Source organism: Nocardia sp. NPDC020380 (genome assembly GCF_044386975.1).
Classification (GTDB): Bacteria; Actinomycetota; Actinomycetes; order Mycobacteriales; family Mycobacteriaceae; genus Nocardia.
In genome coordinates this window covers 36,579-51,237 of record NZ_JBIRVQ010000001.1, presented here as the reverse complement: position 1 = coordinate 51,237, position 14,659 = coordinate 36,579, and the positions used below count along the sequence as shown (strand labels likewise).

Annotated in this window: 19 protein-coding genes; 6 read left to right on the top strand and 13 right to left on the bottom strand. The window is 66.6% G+C overall.

Annotated features, from left to right (window positions below):
• Positions 1-5: 5 nt before the first annotated feature.
• The 6 genes from ACH438_RS00255 to aroA form a co-directional block, all read right to left on the bottom strand.
• On the bottom strand, positions 6-323 hold the full coding sequence (locus tag ACH438_RS00255; protein WP_396999477.1) for a hypothetical protein: 318 nt from the start codon (positions 321-323) through the stop codon (positions 6-8).
• 49 nt (positions 324-372) lie between these two features.
• Positions 373-882: a nitroreductase family deazaflavin-dependent oxidoreductase gene (locus tag ACH438_RS00250; protein WP_396999475.1), complete on the bottom strand. Its 510-nt coding sequence runs from the start codon at positions 880-882 to the stop codon at positions 373-375.
• 89 nt (positions 883-971) lie between these two features.
• Positions 972-1,406 carry a YbaB/EbfC family nucleoid-associated protein gene (locus tag ACH438_RS00245; RefSeq protein WP_396999473.1) on the bottom strand — a complete coding sequence of 145 codons (435 nt, stop codon included), beginning with the start codon at positions 1,404-1,406 and terminating at the stop codon, positions 972-974.
• Between the two features lie 86 nt (positions 1,407-1,492).
• The gene (locus ACH438_RS00240; RefSeq protein ID WP_396999471.1) at positions 1,493-1,855 is read right to left on the bottom strand and encodes a hypothetical protein; all 363 of its coding nucleotides are present in this window, start codon (positions 1,853-1,855) and stop codon (positions 1,493-1,495) included.
• 59 nt (positions 1,856-1,914) lie between these two features.
• Positions 1,915-2,922, bottom strand: a complete 1,008-nt coding sequence (gene rsgA, locus ACH438_RS00235; RefSeq protein ID WP_397000684.1) for a ribosome small subunit-dependent GTPase A — start codon at positions 2,920-2,922, stop codon at positions 1,915-1,917.
• Complete coding sequence (gene aroA / locus ACH438_RS00230) at positions 2,919-4,274, bottom strand: 3-phosphoshikimate 1-carboxyvinyltransferase (protein WP_396999469.1); 1,356 nt, start codon at positions 4,272-4,274, stop codon at positions 2,919-2,921. The genes rsgA and aroA overlap by 4 nt, the downstream gene beginning before the upstream one ends.
• A gap of 105 nt (positions 4,275-4,379) precedes the next feature.
• On the opposite strand from aroA, the gene ACH438_RS00225 reads away from it, so the two are divergent.
• Complete coding sequence (locus tag ACH438_RS00225; protein ID WP_396999467.1) at positions 4,380-4,673, top strand: hypothetical protein; 294 nt, start codon at positions 4,380-4,382, stop codon at positions 4,671-4,673.
• Between the two features lie 45 nt (positions 4,674-4,718).
• Here the strand turns inward: ACH438_RS00225 and ACH438_RS00220 are convergent, their stop codons facing one another.
• A complete protein-coding gene (locus tag ACH438_RS00220; protein ID WP_396999465.1) occupies positions 4,719-6,227 on the bottom strand; it encodes an aldehyde dehydrogenase family protein in 1,509 nt (502 codons plus the stop codon).
• A gap of 235 nt (positions 6,228-6,462) precedes the next feature.
• Here ACH438_RS00220 and ACH438_RS00215 point away from each other — a divergent pair, with 235 nt between their 5' ends.
• A complete protein-coding gene (locus ACH438_RS00215) occupies positions 6,463-7,230 on the top strand; it encodes an SOS response-associated peptidase (RefSeq protein WP_397000682.1) in 768 nt (255 codons plus the stop codon).
• Positions 7,231-7,255: 25 nt separating this feature from the next.
• Here ACH438_RS00215 and ACH438_RS00210 read toward each other — a convergent pair whose 3' ends face one another.
• The 4 genes from ACH438_RS00210 to ybaK all read right to left on the bottom strand — a co-directional run bounded on the left by ACH438_RS00210 (position 7,256) and on the right by ybaK (position 10,732).
• The gene (locus ACH438_RS00210; protein WP_396999463.1) at positions 7,256-7,558 is read right to left on the bottom strand and encodes a hypothetical protein; all 303 of its coding nucleotides are present in this window, start codon (positions 7,556-7,558) and stop codon (positions 7,256-7,258) included.
• A gap of 289 nt (positions 7,559-7,847) precedes the next feature.
• Complete coding sequence (locus ACH438_RS00205) at positions 7,848-9,461, bottom strand: MDR family MFS transporter (RefSeq protein ID WP_397000680.1); 1,614 nt, start codon at positions 9,459-9,461, stop codon at positions 7,848-7,850.
• 71 nt (positions 9,462-9,532) lie between these two features.
• Complete coding sequence (locus ACH438_RS00200; RefSeq protein ID WP_396999461.1) at positions 9,533-10,072, bottom strand: MarR family winged helix-turn-helix transcriptional regulator; 540 nt, start codon at positions 10,070-10,072, stop codon at positions 9,533-9,535.
• Positions 10,073-10,219: 147 nt separating this feature from the next.
• The gene (gene ybaK, locus ACH438_RS00195; protein WP_396999459.1) at positions 10,220-10,732 is read right to left on the bottom strand and encodes a Cys-tRNA(Pro) deacylase; all 513 of its coding nucleotides are present in this window, start codon (positions 10,730-10,732) and stop codon (positions 10,220-10,222) included.
• 300 nt (positions 10,733-11,032) lie between these two features.
• On the opposite strand from ybaK, the gene ACH438_RS00190 reads away from it, so the two are divergent.
• Positions 11,033-11,698, top strand: coding sequence for a sigma-70 family RNA polymerase sigma factor (locus ACH438_RS00190; RefSeq protein WP_397000678.1), 666 nt, complete (start codon positions 11,033-11,035; stop codon positions 11,696-11,698).
• An 8-nt stretch (positions 11,699-11,706) separates the two neighbouring features.
• Positions 11,707-11,970, top strand: a complete 264-nt coding sequence (gene rsrA / locus ACH438_RS00185; RefSeq protein WP_397000676.1) for a mycothiol system anti-sigma-R factor — start codon at positions 11,707-11,709, stop codon at positions 11,968-11,970.
• An 80-nt stretch (positions 11,971-12,050) separates the two neighbouring features.
• Here the strand turns inward: rsrA and ACH438_RS00180 are convergent, their stop codons facing one another.
• Positions 12,051-12,125 carry a 50S ribosomal protein bL37 gene (locus tag ACH438_RS00180; RefSeq protein ID WP_153805149.1) on the bottom strand — a complete coding sequence of 25 codons (75 nt, stop codon included), beginning with the start codon at positions 12,123-12,125 and terminating at the stop codon, positions 12,051-12,053.
• 90 nt (positions 12,126-12,215) lie between these two features.
• Here ACH438_RS00180 and ACH438_RS00175 point away from each other — a divergent pair, with 90 nt between their 5' ends.
• Together ACH438_RS00175 and ACH438_RS00170 are read left to right on the top strand one after the other, a co-directional pair.
• Positions 12,216-12,431: a biotin/lipoyl-binding carrier protein gene (locus ACH438_RS00175; RefSeq protein WP_396999457.1), complete on the top strand. Its 216-nt coding sequence runs from the start codon at positions 12,216-12,218 to the stop codon at positions 12,429-12,431.
• A gap of 117 nt (positions 12,432-12,548) precedes the next feature.
• On the top strand, positions 12,549-14,063 hold the full coding sequence (locus ACH438_RS00170; RefSeq protein ID WP_396999455.1) for a sensor histidine kinase: 1,515 nt from the start codon (positions 12,549-12,551) through the stop codon (positions 14,061-14,063).
• Positions 14,064-14,328: 265 nt separating this feature from the next.
• Here ACH438_RS00170 and ACH438_RS00165 read toward each other — a convergent pair whose 3' ends face one another.
• On the bottom strand, positions 14,329-14,583 hold the full coding sequence (locus ACH438_RS00165; RefSeq protein WP_011211115.1) for a WhiB family transcriptional regulator: 255 nt from the start codon (positions 14,581-14,583) through the stop codon (positions 14,329-14,331).
• Positions 14,584-14,659 lie beyond the last annotated feature (76 nt).

The window sequence follows — 14,659 nt, the reverse complement described above, 5'->3', positions numbered from 1 at the left end:
GCCGGTCAGTCGAGGTCGACGGATTCGCCCCAGTAGCGCGGGTCCCAGTTGATCAGGATCATGCCGGCCACGCTGCCCGCGCAGGCGCCGCAGGCGTCGACCTGGATGAGGTGGTCGACGTCGGTGTCGCCGGCGAGGACGGCGCGGGTGGAGAGCCAGACGGCGTGCAGGTGCAGGGCGGCGGGCCGGCTACAGCGCACGCAGTCGGGCAGTGCATGTGCCGGATCGTTGCGGCCCACCCGCACCTCGGGCGTCACGGGCGCGCCGGGCCCCAGATCATCGTCGAGGAGCGGCGAGAATTGCTTGCGCTCACGGTCTTCCACGCGGGAAGGCTAGCGACTTCCGGGCGCACCCGCATCCGGTACGCCCGGTTCAGGCCCGGGTGAGTTCGAACAGCCGGAATACCCGGTCACCGGCCAATCGCTGTTCCATCTCGTAGCCGGGCCAGAATTCGACGGCGCGTTGCCAGGCCCGTTCGCGTTCGGCTCCGGTGAGCCGCCGCACCTTCACTTCGAATCGTTCGCCGAGGATGTGCAAGTCGGCGCGTTCCGCGTGCAGCAGGTTTGCCGACCACGAAGGATGGTCCGGTTTGCCCCAATTCGATCCGACCAGCAGGAACGCCGTGTCGTCCGCCGAGAACGGCACGTACAGCAGCGTCACGGTGCGCGGCACGCCGCTGCGCCGGCCGGGCACCGTGATCTCCATGGCCGGTATCCCGGCCACATCCAGAATCCCCTTGCGCCCCTTGGTCAGCCGCCGGCTGACCCGCTCCAGCACCTTCACCACCGGGCCGGAACGCATGGCGAGCGGCCGCCGCGCGATCGCGCGCCCGATCGCCGGCAGCACCTTCCGCTGTTTGCGTGCACCTTGCCCAGACGCCATGCCCAATTATGTGTCCATACCGCTCGACACCGCGGCGCCCGGCCGGGTGCGAGTTGTCAAGGTCACCATCCGGTCCGCCATCACATCTTTCACGGCCGCCACCGCGCCCGCTCCCATTCGTCCTGCCAGTCGTGCGGTCCCGCGGTGTTTCCCGGCCAGCCCCGTTCCACCGCCCGGGTCTTGGTCTCCGCCTCGCGTAGCCCGGCCTGCGCCGCCTCGTGGAAAAGGGCAGCCGCATACGAACTCTCGGTCAACTCCCGTTGCATTTCGTCCGCCTCCGCTCGTGCTCGAGTACAAGCCTCCGACTGCGCCCGCGTCACCCACAGCGCCAGATCGTCCATGGTGAATCCGGCCAGGCTGTCCGCGATGTACAGGCCCGTCAACGTCCCCCGCACATCCACTTCCGCCCGGATCCGTCCTTCCGCGGCCTCGCCCCTGCCGCGGATCTGTTCCACGCGTTCCTCGATCACCACTGCCCGCAGCATCAATTCGGTGAGTGCCGCGTCCGCACTGCTCGTGGTCACGAAATCCTCCTCGGGAGTACGAGTGTGGTCGGGGCGAGGGCTGCGACGATACCCCGGCACCCGGTCGTCGGCCGGTACCCGCGGATTCACCGGTTGCGGATGTCGCCGCCCGCGGGCCGGGCGATGAGGTCGCGGAGCCGGGTGACTGCCGTGGTCAGGGCGGCGGCCCGGGTGGTGTCGAGGTCGTCGAAGGCGGCCAGCGCCGCGATCAATCGGACATCGTAGGTGCGGGCGCGCGCGTTCGCGACGGACTGCAGTGTGGGATCGCCCATATCGGGTGCCCGGACGTGACCGTCCTCGGCTACCAGGCAGCCATCGGCCGTGGCCGCGTCGGCGATGGAGACGACCGCCTCCCGGGCGGCGCTGAGATCGGTCAGTGCCGTGGCGACGGCGAGGAGTTTCGCCGGGTCGGTCGCACGTACCTGGGACACCGTGGCCAACGCGCCCATTTCCTCCCTCTGTGCCGGTTATGCACAAAAGGTATCGAATGAGCTATTTCGTAGCTAGCTTAAGCGTCGGAGTTTCCGCGGAACCACGGATCATTGGAGTTCAACGCGACCAGCAGGCGCCGAATCGCCGCCACCCGCAATTCCTTACCCGGCAGATTGTCGAGCGCGCACTCCGGATCGGCGGGCGGACCCAGATGGGTGCACCCGCGCGGGCAGTTCTCGATGGCATCGGCCAGATCCGAGAACGCCTGAATGACATCGTCGGGCGTAATGTGCGCCAACCCGAACGACCGTACACCTGGAGTATCGACGACCCAGCCGCCCTCGGGCAGTGGCAATGCCACCGACTGGGTGGACGTGTGCCGGCCCTTGCCCACCCCGGACACCACCCCGACCGCCCGATCCGCGTCCGGCACAAGACGATTCACCAAAGTCGACTTCCCCACCCCGGAATGCCCGATGAGCGCGGTCAGCTTGTCGTCCAGCAATTCCAGCACCGGTTCGAGCGGATCCTCCACCCCGCCGTACACGATGATGAGATCCAAATCCTCGAAGGTGGCGGCGAATTCGGATTCCGCCGCCAGATCGTGTTTGGTCAGGCACAGAATCGGTTGCAGCCCACCGACATACGCGGCGACCATGGCGCGCTCCACGAAACCGGTGCGCGGCGGCGGATCCGCCAGCGCCACCACGATGAACAACTGCTCGGCATTCGCGACTACCACCCGCTCGAACGGATCGGTGTCATCCGCGGTGCGCCGCAACACCGTTCGCCGTTCGGAGACCCGCACGATGCGGGCCAGCGTGTCCGGCTTGCCGGACAGGTCGCCGACCACATCCACCTGATCGCCGACCACGATGGGATTACGGCCGAGTTCCCGGGCGCGCATGGCGACCAGGTGCCGCTCCGGATCGTTGTCGAGCACACAGCCCCAGCGGCCGCGATCCACCGAAACCACCATGGCCGCTTCGGCATCCAGGTGTTGTGGCCGGGTCTTGGTCCGGGGCCGGGAACTCTTTCCCGGCCGCACCCGGACGTCGGACTCGTCGTACTCCCTGCGGCTCAGTGTCCCGCTCCCGGCCCGCCGGGGTGTCCCGCTCCCGGCCCGCCGGGGTGTCCCGCTCCCGGCCCCGCCGCATGGCCCTCATCCGTGCCCGCGAGCATCCCGTGCCACAACACCACGAAGTTCGGCAGCGTCTTGGCGGTCGTACCGATGTCCTCGATCCGCACGCCCGGCACCTTCAGCCCGATGATCGCGCCCGCGGTCGCCATCCGATGGTCGGCGTAGGAATGCCACTGCCCGCCGGTGAGCGGTGCGGGCACGATCTGCAGCCCGTCGTCGGTCTCGGTGACCTTGCCGCCGAGCCGGTTCAGCTCGGTGGCCAGCGCCGCCAGCCGGTCGGTCTCGTGCCCGCGCAGGTGCGCGATGCCGCGCAGCCGCGACGGCGAATCCGCCAGTGCCGCAAGGGCGGCCACGGTCGGGGTGAGTTCACCGACATCGTGCAGATCGATATCGATGCCCGCGAGCCGTCCCGGCCCGCGCACGGTCAGCGTGTTCTCGAAGAAGCGGGCCTCCGCGCCCATCCGCACCAGGATCTCGCGGATGACGTCGCCGGGCTGGGTGGTGATCCGCGGCCAGTGCGGAATGCTCACCTCGCCACCGGTGATGGCGGCCGCGGCCAGGAACGGGGTGGCATTGGACAGGTCCGGCTCCACTTCCCAGTCCACGGCGCGGATGGGGCCGGGGGAGACGGTCCAGGTCTGCGCCTTGCGCGGATCCGTCGGCGCCTCTACGCGGACGTCGGCCTGCCGCAACATCTGCACCGTCATCTCGATGTGCGGCATGGACGGCAGCCGCGCGCCATCGTGGTTCACGGTGACGCCCTGTTCGAAGCGTGCGGCCGAGAGCAGCAGCCCGGACACGAACTGCGAGGAGCCGGACGCGTCGATGGTGACCGGCCCGCCGCGCAGGCTGCCGGTGCCGTGCACCACGAAAGGCAGTGTGTTGCCGTCGATGTCGAGGCCGAGCGAGCGCAGGGCGTCGAGGATGGTGCCGAGCGGCCGCACCCGGGCCTGCTCGTCGCCGTCGAAGGCCACATCGCCGTGCGCGAGCGCGGCGACCGAGGGCAGGAACCGCATGACGGTGCCGGCCAGCCCGCAATCGACCATGGCGCTGGTGAATTCGGCGGGCGGGGTGACGGTGAGCGTGTCGCCGTCGCCTTCGATGCCGGTACCCATGGCCCGCAGCGCATTGATCATGAGGTCGGTGTCCCGGCTGCGGAGTGCGCCGGTGAGGGTGGACGGCCGATCCGCCAGCGCGGCGAGGATCAGCGCCCGGTTGGTGATGGATTTGGACCCGGGCAGGGTCACGGTCGCGTGGACGGGAGCTTCGACAGAGGGCGCGGGCCAGAAAGTCACCAGCCCATCTTCCCAAACGATCGAGGGCGTTTGGGGCTCCGAGTCCTATTCGGACCGATTCGAGACCCTGGACGTATACGTATATAGGTACGTATACTGGGTCCCGTGTTCGATCCCATCTCCTTGATCGCCGGCGCCGCACTCCTCGGCGGCGGCTGGGTGGCCGGCCGTGTGAGCCGCCGCAGGTCCGCGCCGAAACGGCAGCCCACCGAGGCGCTGTGCGGCTGCGGCCACGACCTGGCGCTGCACGACCGCGAGTCCGGCGTCTGCCACCAGGAAAAGATGCGCAAGACGGGATACGGCATCAAGGAATGGGCCCGCTGCGGCTGCCAGCGCTACACGGGCCCAACCCCGATCGAGGATTTCTTCACACCGCCGACATTGCCGCCGGCCGTGTGAAGGGGTTTCAGGGGGAACCCCTGAGAGCTTCGAGAGTTGTATGAATTACTTTGCGCGCCCGTGGATCAGGGGTACCAGCTTGCGCAGCAACCCCATGGTCCGATCGGTCCGCGAGTACGACAGCAGCGCCATGCCGGGAATCGTGAACCGCTGCACCGCGATCGAATGCGGCCGTGAGAATTCGAGCAGCCCGGGCGCGCCGTGGATCCGCCCGATACCGGAATCGCCGACGCCACCGAACGGCAGCCCGGAGATAGCCGCATAGGACAGCACGGAATTCACGGAAGTGCACCCGACGTGCAGCCGCCGCGCGATCTCCATGCCCTGCTTCTTCGAGTACACCGCCGACCCGAGCCCGTACTTGCTCTTGTTCGCCAGCTCCACGGCCTCGTCCACGCCGTTCACCGTGCGAATGGTGACGGTCGGCCCGAAGGTCTCCTCGGCCACCGCATCCGAGGACTCGTCGGCATCGACGATCACCACGGGTTCGATGAACGGCCCCTTGACGGATTCGGGCCCGCCGAGCACCGCCGTGCCGCCGTTCTTCAGCGCGTCGTCGATGTGCCGTCGCACGATGTCGATCTGGCTGGGCATGGTCATCGGCCCGTACGAGGCCTTCGCGCCCGAGCCCGGCTTGATATCGGTGAGGATCCGCTTCACCTCGGTGACGAACTGGTCGGCTATCGACTTGTCCACGTACACCCGCTCCACGCCCGCGCAGGTCTGCCCGGAATTGGAGGTGGCGCCCCACGCGACCGCGTCGGCGGCGGCCTTGATGTCGGCGTCGGCGGCCACGATGACCGCGTCCTTACCGCCGCATTCCAGCAGCACCGGGGTCAGCCTCTCGGCCGCGGCGGCCATGATCTTCTTACCGGTGGCGGTGGAGCCGGTGAACGCGATCTTGTCCACGCCGGCCTGTACGAGTGCCGCACCGGTCGCGCCGAAGCCGTTGATGGTGACGAAAACCCCGTCCGGCAGTTCGGGATTCGCCTCGGCGAAGGCCGCGGCGAAGAAATTGCCGATGCCCGTGGAGAATTCGGACGGCTTGAACACCACGGTATTGCCCGCGGCGAGCGCGTACGCGATGGATCCGTTGGGCGTGTAGATCGGGTAGTTCCACGGTCCGATCACGCCGACGACGCCGACGGGCCGGTATTCCAGGTGCGCGGCGAAATTCGCCATGAACGCGCCTGGCGCGACCTTCTTCGGCTTCAGCACCTTCTCGGCATTGGCGGCGGCCCATTTGATGTGCTCGAGCGCGAGCATCAGCTCGAGGAAGGCGTCGTCGAGCGGTTTGCCGTTCTCGGCGTGGATGAGCTCGCTGAGCTCGTCGGACTTGGCGACCAGTTTGCTGCCCCAGCGCAGCAGATGCTTCTTGCGCTCGGCGTAGGTGAGCGCACCCCAGGTGGCAGCGGCGGCGCGGGCCTTGGCGACGGCCACGCGCACCGCCGTCTCATCGTCGATCTGGTAGGTGGCGAGGGTCTCGCCCGTGGCGGGATTGACGGAGGTCAGCGTGTCGGCCTGACCGAGCGGGGCGGTTTCGGTTGCAGTCATGGTTCGCGGCAGTCCCTTGATGAGAGTGTGATGGGACGAACGTCTCACACGGCGAAACTGAAGTCAATTGCCATCAGATAAGTGCATCACAAAGTTCGCGGCGCGTCTCGTTCTGGACTGAGTGGAGCGGGGGAGCGCAGCGGAGGAGCGGAGGGAGGGAAGAACGAGACTTCCGGCGCCGCGAACCGCCGCGACGAAGGAGCGGCAGATCAAACAGAGTGGCAGCATGGTCGACATGTGCGGTAGGTATGCGACCACGACGAATCCCGCGAAGCTGGCCGTCGAACTCGATGCCATCGACGAGACGGGCGATACCGGCTTCAACCCCAACTACAACGTGGCCCCCACCAACCAGGTACTCACGGTCGTCGAACGACACGACCGCGATCACCCGGACGATCCGGCCACGCTCCGGATCCGCGCCATGCGCTGGGGCCTCATCCCGCCCTGGACCAAGGCGTCGGAACCGGGCCTGCCGGCCAAGGGCAAGCCACTCTTCAATGCCCGCGCCGACAAGGCCGCCACCACCGCGTCCTTCCGCGACGCGGTGAAGAAGCGGCGCTGCCTGGTCCCCATGGACGGCTGGTACGAGTGGGTGACCGAATCCGATTCCCTCGGAAAGGCCGTCAAGCGGCCGTATTTCATGTCCCGCGCCGACGGCGGCCGCCTCTACATGGCGGGCCTGTGGTCGGTCTGGCGCGACCGCAGCCTGGGCGACGAGGCGAAACCCCTGCTCTCCTGCACCATCCTGACCACGGACGCGGTCGGCGAACTCACCAAGGTGCACGATCGCATGCCGCTGCCCATGCCGCGCGAGCATTGGGATGCCTGGCTGGATCCGGATCATCCGGCGCCCGAGCAACTATTGGAAACGCCTGACGCCGAAGCGGTTTCGGGCATCCTCCTGCGCGAGGTGCCGTCCATGGTGAACAGCGTGAAGAACAACGGCCCCGAACTATTGGACGCGGTAGACGAACAGGCCGGTCAGATCACCCTGATCTGACCGGCCCGCAAACGCTTTCGCGCGTCTAACTGCACTTGACCGTCGGCAACGCGATATTCAGCGAGCACTTCAGCGTGTCCGCGATCAGATCGAGAATCTTGGTGGTCAACCCGCCACCGAGCTTCTCGGCCTTGTCGAGGTGCTCTTCCTTCTTCGGCTGCTGCCCGCTGCCCTGTCCCGGATCCGGGAAGCTCGGGTTCAGTACCGGCACCACGATCGCCGATTCGGCGGCGGCCGTGGCCGCCGTGATCGGCCCAGCGGCCGACGCGATCAGCAATGTCCCGGAGAGGGCGACAACGGTGTTGCGAAAACGCCGATGAGAAGCCATAAACCGCATCACATCCTAGGGTCGAAGGACACGCCGACTCACAAAGAACTCCCTGTCCGTTCCCAAGTAACTCACAGAAAATCGCCCGAATTGTGAAACGTGCCCGGATCCGGCGTGTGGGGACCACCTACTCTCGTGGGGCTCTCGGGGGCTGGCGCCCCCGAACCCCGGAATCGGCCTGCGCTCGCGCGTGGCGACAGGGGGCTGTCGCCCCTAACCCCCTCAACAGCAATGCCCCCGCTGCTTACCAGCAGCGGGGGCATTGTCTGTATTCGCGAGGCTGACCAGGTCAGCCGATGGCGGGCTCCATGGGCACCTCGTCCTTGCGGGCCTGGAGGCCGCCCGCACTACGCAGCGGGACTTCCTTCCAGAACAGCACCAGGATGAAGCCGAGCAGCGCCACGAAGGTCGCCGACAGGAACACCGTGTCCATGGACTTGGCGAAGCCCTCCTTGAACGGGTGCGCCAGCGTCGGATCCAGCTTCTGGATGATCGAGCTGTCGTTGAGCACCTGGCCCGCGACGGCCGGATCCTTGTTGACCAGGCCCTGGGCGACTTCCTTGTCGACCGGGTTGCTGCCCGTCATCGCGTTCTGGATGGCGACGGAGTACTCCTTGTCGTGCGAGGCGTGCTCCAGTGAGGTGGTGATGTTGCCGGTCAGCTGGGTGAACAGCACGGACAGGAACACCGCCACGCCCAGGGTGCCGCCGATCTGCCGGAAGAAGGTCGCGGCGGCGGTGGACACGCCCATGTCCTTGGGCGGCAGCGCGTTCTGGATGGCCAGGGTGAGCGGCTGCATCAGGTTGCCGAGACCGAAGCCGGTGATGGCCATGAAGATCATGGTCTGCCACAGCGCGGTGTCCGCGGACACGAAGTGCAGCAGGAACAGTCCGGTGGTCAGCAGTGCCGCGCCGGTGGGCGGGAACCACTTGTAGCGACCGGTCCGGGCGATCAGCTGGCCGGCCAGGATCGAGCCGGACATCATGCCCGCCACCAGCGGCAGCATCAGCAGGCCGGCCTTGGTCGGGCTGGCGCCCTGCACGACCTGCAGGTACTGCGGCAGCAGGGTGATGCCACCGAACATGGCCGCACCGACGACCACCGAGATAACCACGCCGAGGGCGAAGGTCGAGCTCTTGAACATGCGCAGCGGGATCAGCGCGGCGTCACCGAGCTTGGCTTCGATGGCGATGAAGGCGAGGACGCCCAGCGCGCCGAGGATGTAGCAGAACATGGCATGTCCACTGGTCCAACCCCATTCGCGGCCCTGTTCGGCCACGACCAGCAGCGGCACCAGGCCGATGGCCAGCGCGAGGATGCCGAACCAGTCGATCGGCACCTTGTTGGCGGGCCGCTTCGGCAGCTTCAGCACCTTGGTGACCACGGCCAGCGCGATCAGGCCGATCGGCACGTTGACCAGGAACACCCAGCGCCAGCCGGTGACGCCCAGGATCTGGTTGGCGCCGGACAGCACGCCGCCGATGACGGGGCCGATGACGCTCGAGGTGCCGAACACGGCGAGGAAGTAGCCCTGGTAGCGGGCTCGTTCCCGCGGCGACACGATGTCACCCATGATGGTCAGCGCCAGCGACATCAGACCGCCCGCGCCGAGGCCCTGGAAGGCCCGGAAGGCGGCGAGTTCGTACATGGACGAGGCCATCGAACAGGCCAGTGAGCCGACCACGAAGATGGTGATGGCCGCGAGGTAGAACGGCTTGCGGCCGTACATGTCCGAGAGCTTGCCGTACAGCGGGGTGGCCAGCGTGGAGGTGATCAGGTACGCGGTGGTGACCCAGGCCTGCGCCGAATAGCCGTGCAGCTCATCGGCGATGGTGCGGATCGAGGTCGAGACGATGGTCTGATCCAGGGCGGCCAGCAGCATGCCCAGCACCAGGCCGCTCATGATCACCAGGATCTGCTTGTGGGTGAAGCCGGCGGAATTGACTTCCGGCTCGGCGACTTCCGCTGTTGTACTCACTGCTTCTTCTCCGATGGTGCGTAAAAGGACTGAAGGTCTCTGTGGGCCGAGAGCTCGGTCAGCATCTGCTGGCGGGTGTGCTCGTAGCCGTCGATGAAGCGGATCAGCAAGGCGGCGAAGGTTTCTCGCTCGGTGGCTGACCAGTCGCGCATCACCTGGTCCAGGGACTCGTTGCGGCGGACCCGGATCTGGGTGGCGACGGTGCGCCCGTCCGCGGTGATCGCCAGCACGCTGACCCGGCCGTCGGCGGGATCGGCGCGGCGCTCGATGAGTCCGCGTTTGACGAGGGCCGCCACTTGCCGGCTGATGGTCGAGGCGTCCGAGTAGAGCGCCTCGGCGAGTGCGCCGGAGCGCATCGGGCCGCCGTGGATCAGCTGGAACAGGATGGCGTAGGCCGCGGGTTCGATCTCGCCGTTGGTGGCGGCGGCGATCTGCGCATTGGTGCGGTCGCGTAGCTTGCCCAGGCGGCCGATCTGGTAGCCGATGGTGTCTACGAGTTCGTCGGCGCTGTTCGTGATCGCCGGGTCATCGGTCATCTCGGGGCCACCTCCTTGCAAAACTCAACTTCTTGCCTGAATCAACTGCTTGCGGCAATCAACTAGTTGTACTCCGCAAGTATTCCCAGATGGTTGACCCAGGGCAAGTTATTTCCGGAGGAGGTGTCTCAGCTCACGGCGGCGTGCTCACCGGACAGCGACGGGCGAGGTTACCGCACCTGTGAGTCGTACCAGGTCAGCGGGTGCCAGCTCGATCTCCAGCCCGCGCTTCCCGGCACTGCACAGCACCCGATCCCACTGCAGCGCGGACTCGTCGACGACGGTCGGCAGCCGCTTCTTCTGCCCGAGCGGTGAAATCCCGCCCAGCACATAGCCGGTCGTGCGTTCGGCCTTCGCCTTGTCCGCCATGGCGGCCTTACCGCCGCCGAGCGCCGCGGCCGCCGCCTTGAGCGACAAGGTCGTCGGCACCGGCAGTACGGCCACCGCGAGCACGCCCGAACCCAGCTCGATCACCAGGGTTTTGAAAATCTGCTCGCCGGTAACCCCGAGCGCCCCGGCGAGTGCCTCGACGGCTTCCACACCGTACGAATCATTTCGCGGATCATGCGCATACGCGTGCACCCGATGATCTACCTTCGCTTGCACCAGCGCCTTGATCGCCGGGGTGGAGCCCTTGATCGCCGGAGTCGAAGCAGCCATGACCTTCACCTTAGAGACCATCCGCAAGCGGATTTTCACACTGTGGGAACAGGGATCGGGCCGCGCCTGTTGCATGCGTTACGCGCTTCGCAGCAACCGCAGGGCCCACGGCGTGCCGGCGCAGCATCCATCACGAAGGAGGAGTCGGTGACCGTCTTGGTCGAAGAGCCCCTCGTTACGCTACCGGCCGGTTTCCTGGCCGAATCCCTGTTCGCGGTAGATTCAATTGCTACGGCGATCGAAGGGATCAGTGTGACGAGCGACGACGACAATGTCGATCGCCTGCGCGATGACGAAGTCATCGATGACGGCGACGATCGCGCAGTCGAACACGGCGAAGCGGATGAGGACGGTGCGCGCAGCGCCGAATCCGCCGTCGATCTGGCACAGCGGTTCGAGCGTGACGCGCTCCCGCTGCTGGACCAGCTCTACGGCGCCGCCTTGCGCATGACGCGCAACCCGGCCGATGCCGAGGATCTGGTGCAGGAGACCTTCGCCAAGGCGTATCAGGGGTTCCGTTCCTTCCGGGAGGGCACCAACCTGCGGGCCTGGCTGTACCGCATCCTCACCAACACCTACATCAACTCGTATCGGAAGAAGCAGCGCCAGCCCGCGCAGTATCCGACCGACGAGATCACCGACTGGCAGCTGGCCTCCACCGCCGAGCACACCTCCACCGGTTTGCGCTCGGCCGAGATGGAAGCCCTCGAGGCGCTGCCCGACGACGACATCAAGGCCGCTCTGCAGGAGCTGCCCGAGGAGTTCCGGATGGCGGTGTACTACGCCGACGTGGAGGGCTTCCCCTACAAGGAAATCGCCGAGATCATGGGAACCCCCATCGGTACCGTCATGTCCCGTCTGCACCGGGGCCGCAAGCAGCTCAAGGGCCTGCTTTCGGACGTGGCGCAGGAACGCGGATTCAACCGGTCGGGCAGCAATGGCGCGCGTGAGGAGGTAACCCAGTGAGCGACGAGATGGATGATCTGGACTGCTCGGCGGTGCTCGCCGATGTCTGGCTGCTCCTGGACAACGAGTGCGACGGGGCCGCCAAGGAGCGGCTGCGTGAGCACATCGATCGCTGCTCGCCGTGCATCGAGGCCTACGGCCTGGAGGAGAAGCTGAAGTCCCTGCTGAACCGCAAGTGCGGCGGCGATCGTGCGCCGGATGCCCTGCGTAAGCGGCTGACCATGGAAATCCGGACGAGTTACGTCGAGACCCGGATCGAAACGGCCGAATAGGACACATATATACAGCTGAGCGGCACCCTTCCCGGTGGGAAGTGGTGCCGCTCAGCAGTTTTCGAGCTTGTAGCGATAGCTCAGGCGTTCGGCCGCTTGCCGTGATTGGCTGCGTTCTTCTTGCGGCCACGCTTCTTACGTCCACGCTTACCCATAGGTAATCTCCCTTCAGTCGGTCGCCATTCTTTCACGTGTGGTTGGCTGTACCTTCAGGGGCTACAGGTCACTCGAACGGAGAGGTGTGCATGGCTGAGGAAGTGCTGGCGGAGATGGTGTCGACGGTCCAGGAGATCTTGGTTACCGTCGGTGATGCCGTGCAGGCCGACGACCCGGTCGTCATGCTGGAGTCCATGAAGATGGAGATTCCGGTGATCGTGGAGTCCGCGGGCACGGTGGCGTCCATCAATGTCAAGCCGGGTGACGTGCTGCAGCCCGGTGACCTGATCGCCGTCATCTCCTGACCTGAGCGGTTTGTCGCTTTTGCCCCCATGCACCGGTCGCTTGACCGGTGCATGGCCGTTTCCGGGCACCGGCCGTGGGAACATACCCTCGACTTGGGAACTGAGGAGCGTGGGTGCATGTCGACACTGAGCGATCTACTGGCCGAGCACACCGACCTACCGGGTGCCGCCGTCGATCATCTGCAGCGGGTCGTGGGGGATTGGCAATTGCTGGCGGATCTGTCCTTCGCGGATCTGCTGCTGTGGGTGGGGACCGGTCCGGTCGCGGACGGCGCGGACATCGTGTGCGTGGCGCAGTGCCGCCCTACTACCGCACCCACCGTGCACCCCGAGGACCTGGTCGGCTCCATCGCCCTGAAGGAAGCCCACCCGCAGGTCTACGAGGCCCTGCTCACCGGTGAGATCGTCCGCTCGGACGCCGACACCGAGACCACCGGCGTCTACCACCCGCATCCGGTGCACGCCATCCGCGAGGCCATCCCGGTGCGCGTCGGCGACGACGTGATCGCCATCCTCGGCCGCGACACCGATGTGCAACGCCGGAAGATGCGCTCCAGCCTGGAGATCGCGTACATGTCCTGCGCGGACGACCTCTGCCAGATGGTCGCCGACGGCACCTGGCCCGCCCTGGAGGACCGCACCGGCGCCCACTCCAGCCCGCGCGCCGGGGACGGGTTCATCCGCCTCGACACCGAGGGCACCGTCGTCTACGCCAGCCCGAACGCGCTGTCCGCCTACCACCGCATGGGTTTACAGAACGATCTGGTCGGCCAGGACCTGGCACTGACCACCCGTTCCCTCATCACCGACCCGTTCGACGCGCAGGAGGTGGTCGGCGATATCCAGGCGGCCCTGGCCGGAAAGGCCGGGCGCCGAATGGAAGTCGAGGCGCGCGGCGCAACGGTGCTGCTGCGCACCCTGGTCCTGCGCCCGCACGGCGAATTGGCCGGTGCCGCAGTGCTGGTCCGCGATGTCACCGAGGTGAAGCGCCGCGACCGCGCCCTGCTCTCCAAGGACGCGACCATCCGCGAGATCCACCACCGCGTCAAGAACAACCTGCAGACCGTGGCCGCGCTGCTCCGCCTGCAAGCCCGCCGCACCGAGAACGAGGAAGCGCGACTGGCATTGACCGAATCGGTCCGCCGCGTCACCTCCATCGCCTCGGTCCACGAAATGTTGTCCATGTCCGTTGACGAGGAAGTGGACCTCGACGAGGTCGTGGACCGCCTGCTCCCGATCATGGCGGACGTCGCCACCGTGCACACCGCCCGCATCAAGGTCCGCCGCGCCGGTTCGCTGGGAGTTTTCTCCGCGGAACGCGCAACCCCCCTGGTAATGGTCCTGACCGAACTCGTGCAGAACGCCATCGAGCACGCATTCGACGCCGGCGAAAACGGCACCGTGACAATCCGTTCCGAACGCTCCGCCCGCTGGCTAGACGTCATCATCAGCGACGATGGCCGCGGATTGCCCGACGGATTCAGCCTCGAGGCATCCGACCGGTTGGGCCTGCAAATTGTCCGAACCCTCGTCACCGCAGAACTCGGCGGCTCCATCGGCCTGCACCCCGGAGCCGATGTCGGAACGGATGCTGTACTGCGAGTTCCGCTGGGCCGCCGCTCCGCCCGCTGACCTGAAATATATTCGTGCGCAACGAATTGTTCGTTGAAAAATTGCGCCCGATCGTTTGTTCGAATAGTCCCGTTGAGTGGAATTGCGATTGCCCCTCAACGGGGCAGAGCCCCCAAAAGTCGCTAGGGGGTTCGGGGGCGAAGCCCCTGAGGGCTACGAGAGTTGTCCTTTACACAGTGAAGCCCGGCACCTGTGTTGGTGCCGGGCCGAATTGCGTTGCGACCGAGAGGCTGGGGTTTCGGTCGTAACGCCTGTCGTCAGCGTGTTAGACGACGGTACGGGTACGGGTGCGGGCGTTGCGACGCTTCAGCGCCCGACGCTCGTCTTCGCTCATACCACCCCAAACGCCTGCATCCTGCCCGGACTTCAGGGCCCAGGACAGGCAGTCGGCGGTTACAGGGCAGCGAGCGCAGACCAGCTTGGCATCGGCAATCTGCGCGAGCGCCGGACCACTGTTACCCACCGGGAAGAACAGCTCGGGGTCCTCGTCACGACAGATGGCCTTGTGGCGCCAGTCCATTCCTCTGCTCCTTTGCTAGGGCGCGCGTCTACCGCGGCCCTTCGGGTTTGTGGTCCGTTCACTTGTGCGACTCGAA

Coding starts and splice junctions, on each gene's coding strand:
- ACH438_RS00250 (WP_396999475.1), bottom strand. CDS start 882: ATGGCGTCTGGGCAAGGTGCACGCAAACAGCGGAAGGTGCTGCCGGCG.
- ACH438_RS00240 (WP_396999471.1), bottom strand. CDS start 1,855: ATGGGCGCGTTGGCCACGGTGTCCCAGGTACGTGCGACCGACCCGGCG.
- ACH438_RS00220 (WP_396999465.1), bottom strand. CDS start 6,227: ATGACTGCAACCGAAACCGCCCCGCTCGGTCAGGCCGACACGCTGACC.
- ACH438_RS00215 (WP_397000682.1), top strand. CDS start 6,463: ATGTGCGGTAGGTATGCGACCACGACGAATCCCGCGAAGCTGGCCGTC.
- ACH438_RS00210 (WP_396999463.1), bottom strand. CDS start 7,558: ATGGCTTCTCATCGGCGTTTTCGCAACACCGTTGTCGCCCTCTCCGGG.
- ACH438_RS00205 (WP_397000680.1), bottom strand. CDS start 9,461: ATGAGCGGCCTGGTGCTGGGCATGCTGCTGGCCGCCCTGGATCAGACC.
- ACH438_RS00200 (WP_396999461.1), bottom strand. CDS start 10,072: ATGACCGATGACCCGGCGATCACGAACAGCGCCGACGAACTCGTAGAC.
- ybaK (WP_396999459.1), bottom strand. CDS start 10,732: ATGGCTGCTTCGACTCCGGCGATCAAGGGCTCCACCCCGGCGATCAAG.
- rsrA (WP_397000676.1), top strand. CDS start 11,707: ATGGATGATCTGGACTGCTCGGCGGTGCTCGCCGATGTCTGGCTGCTC.
- ACH438_RS00175 (WP_396999457.1), top strand. CDS start 12,216: ATGGCTGAGGAAGTGCTGGCGGAGATGGTGTCGACGGTCCAGGAGATC.
- ACH438_RS00170 (WP_396999455.1), top strand. CDS start 12,549: ATGTCGACACTGAGCGATCTACTGGCCGAGCACACCGACCTACCGGGT.
- ACH438_RS00165 (WP_011211115.1), bottom strand. CDS start 14,583: ATGGACTGGCGCCACAAGGCCATCTGTCGTGACGAGGACCCCGAGCTG.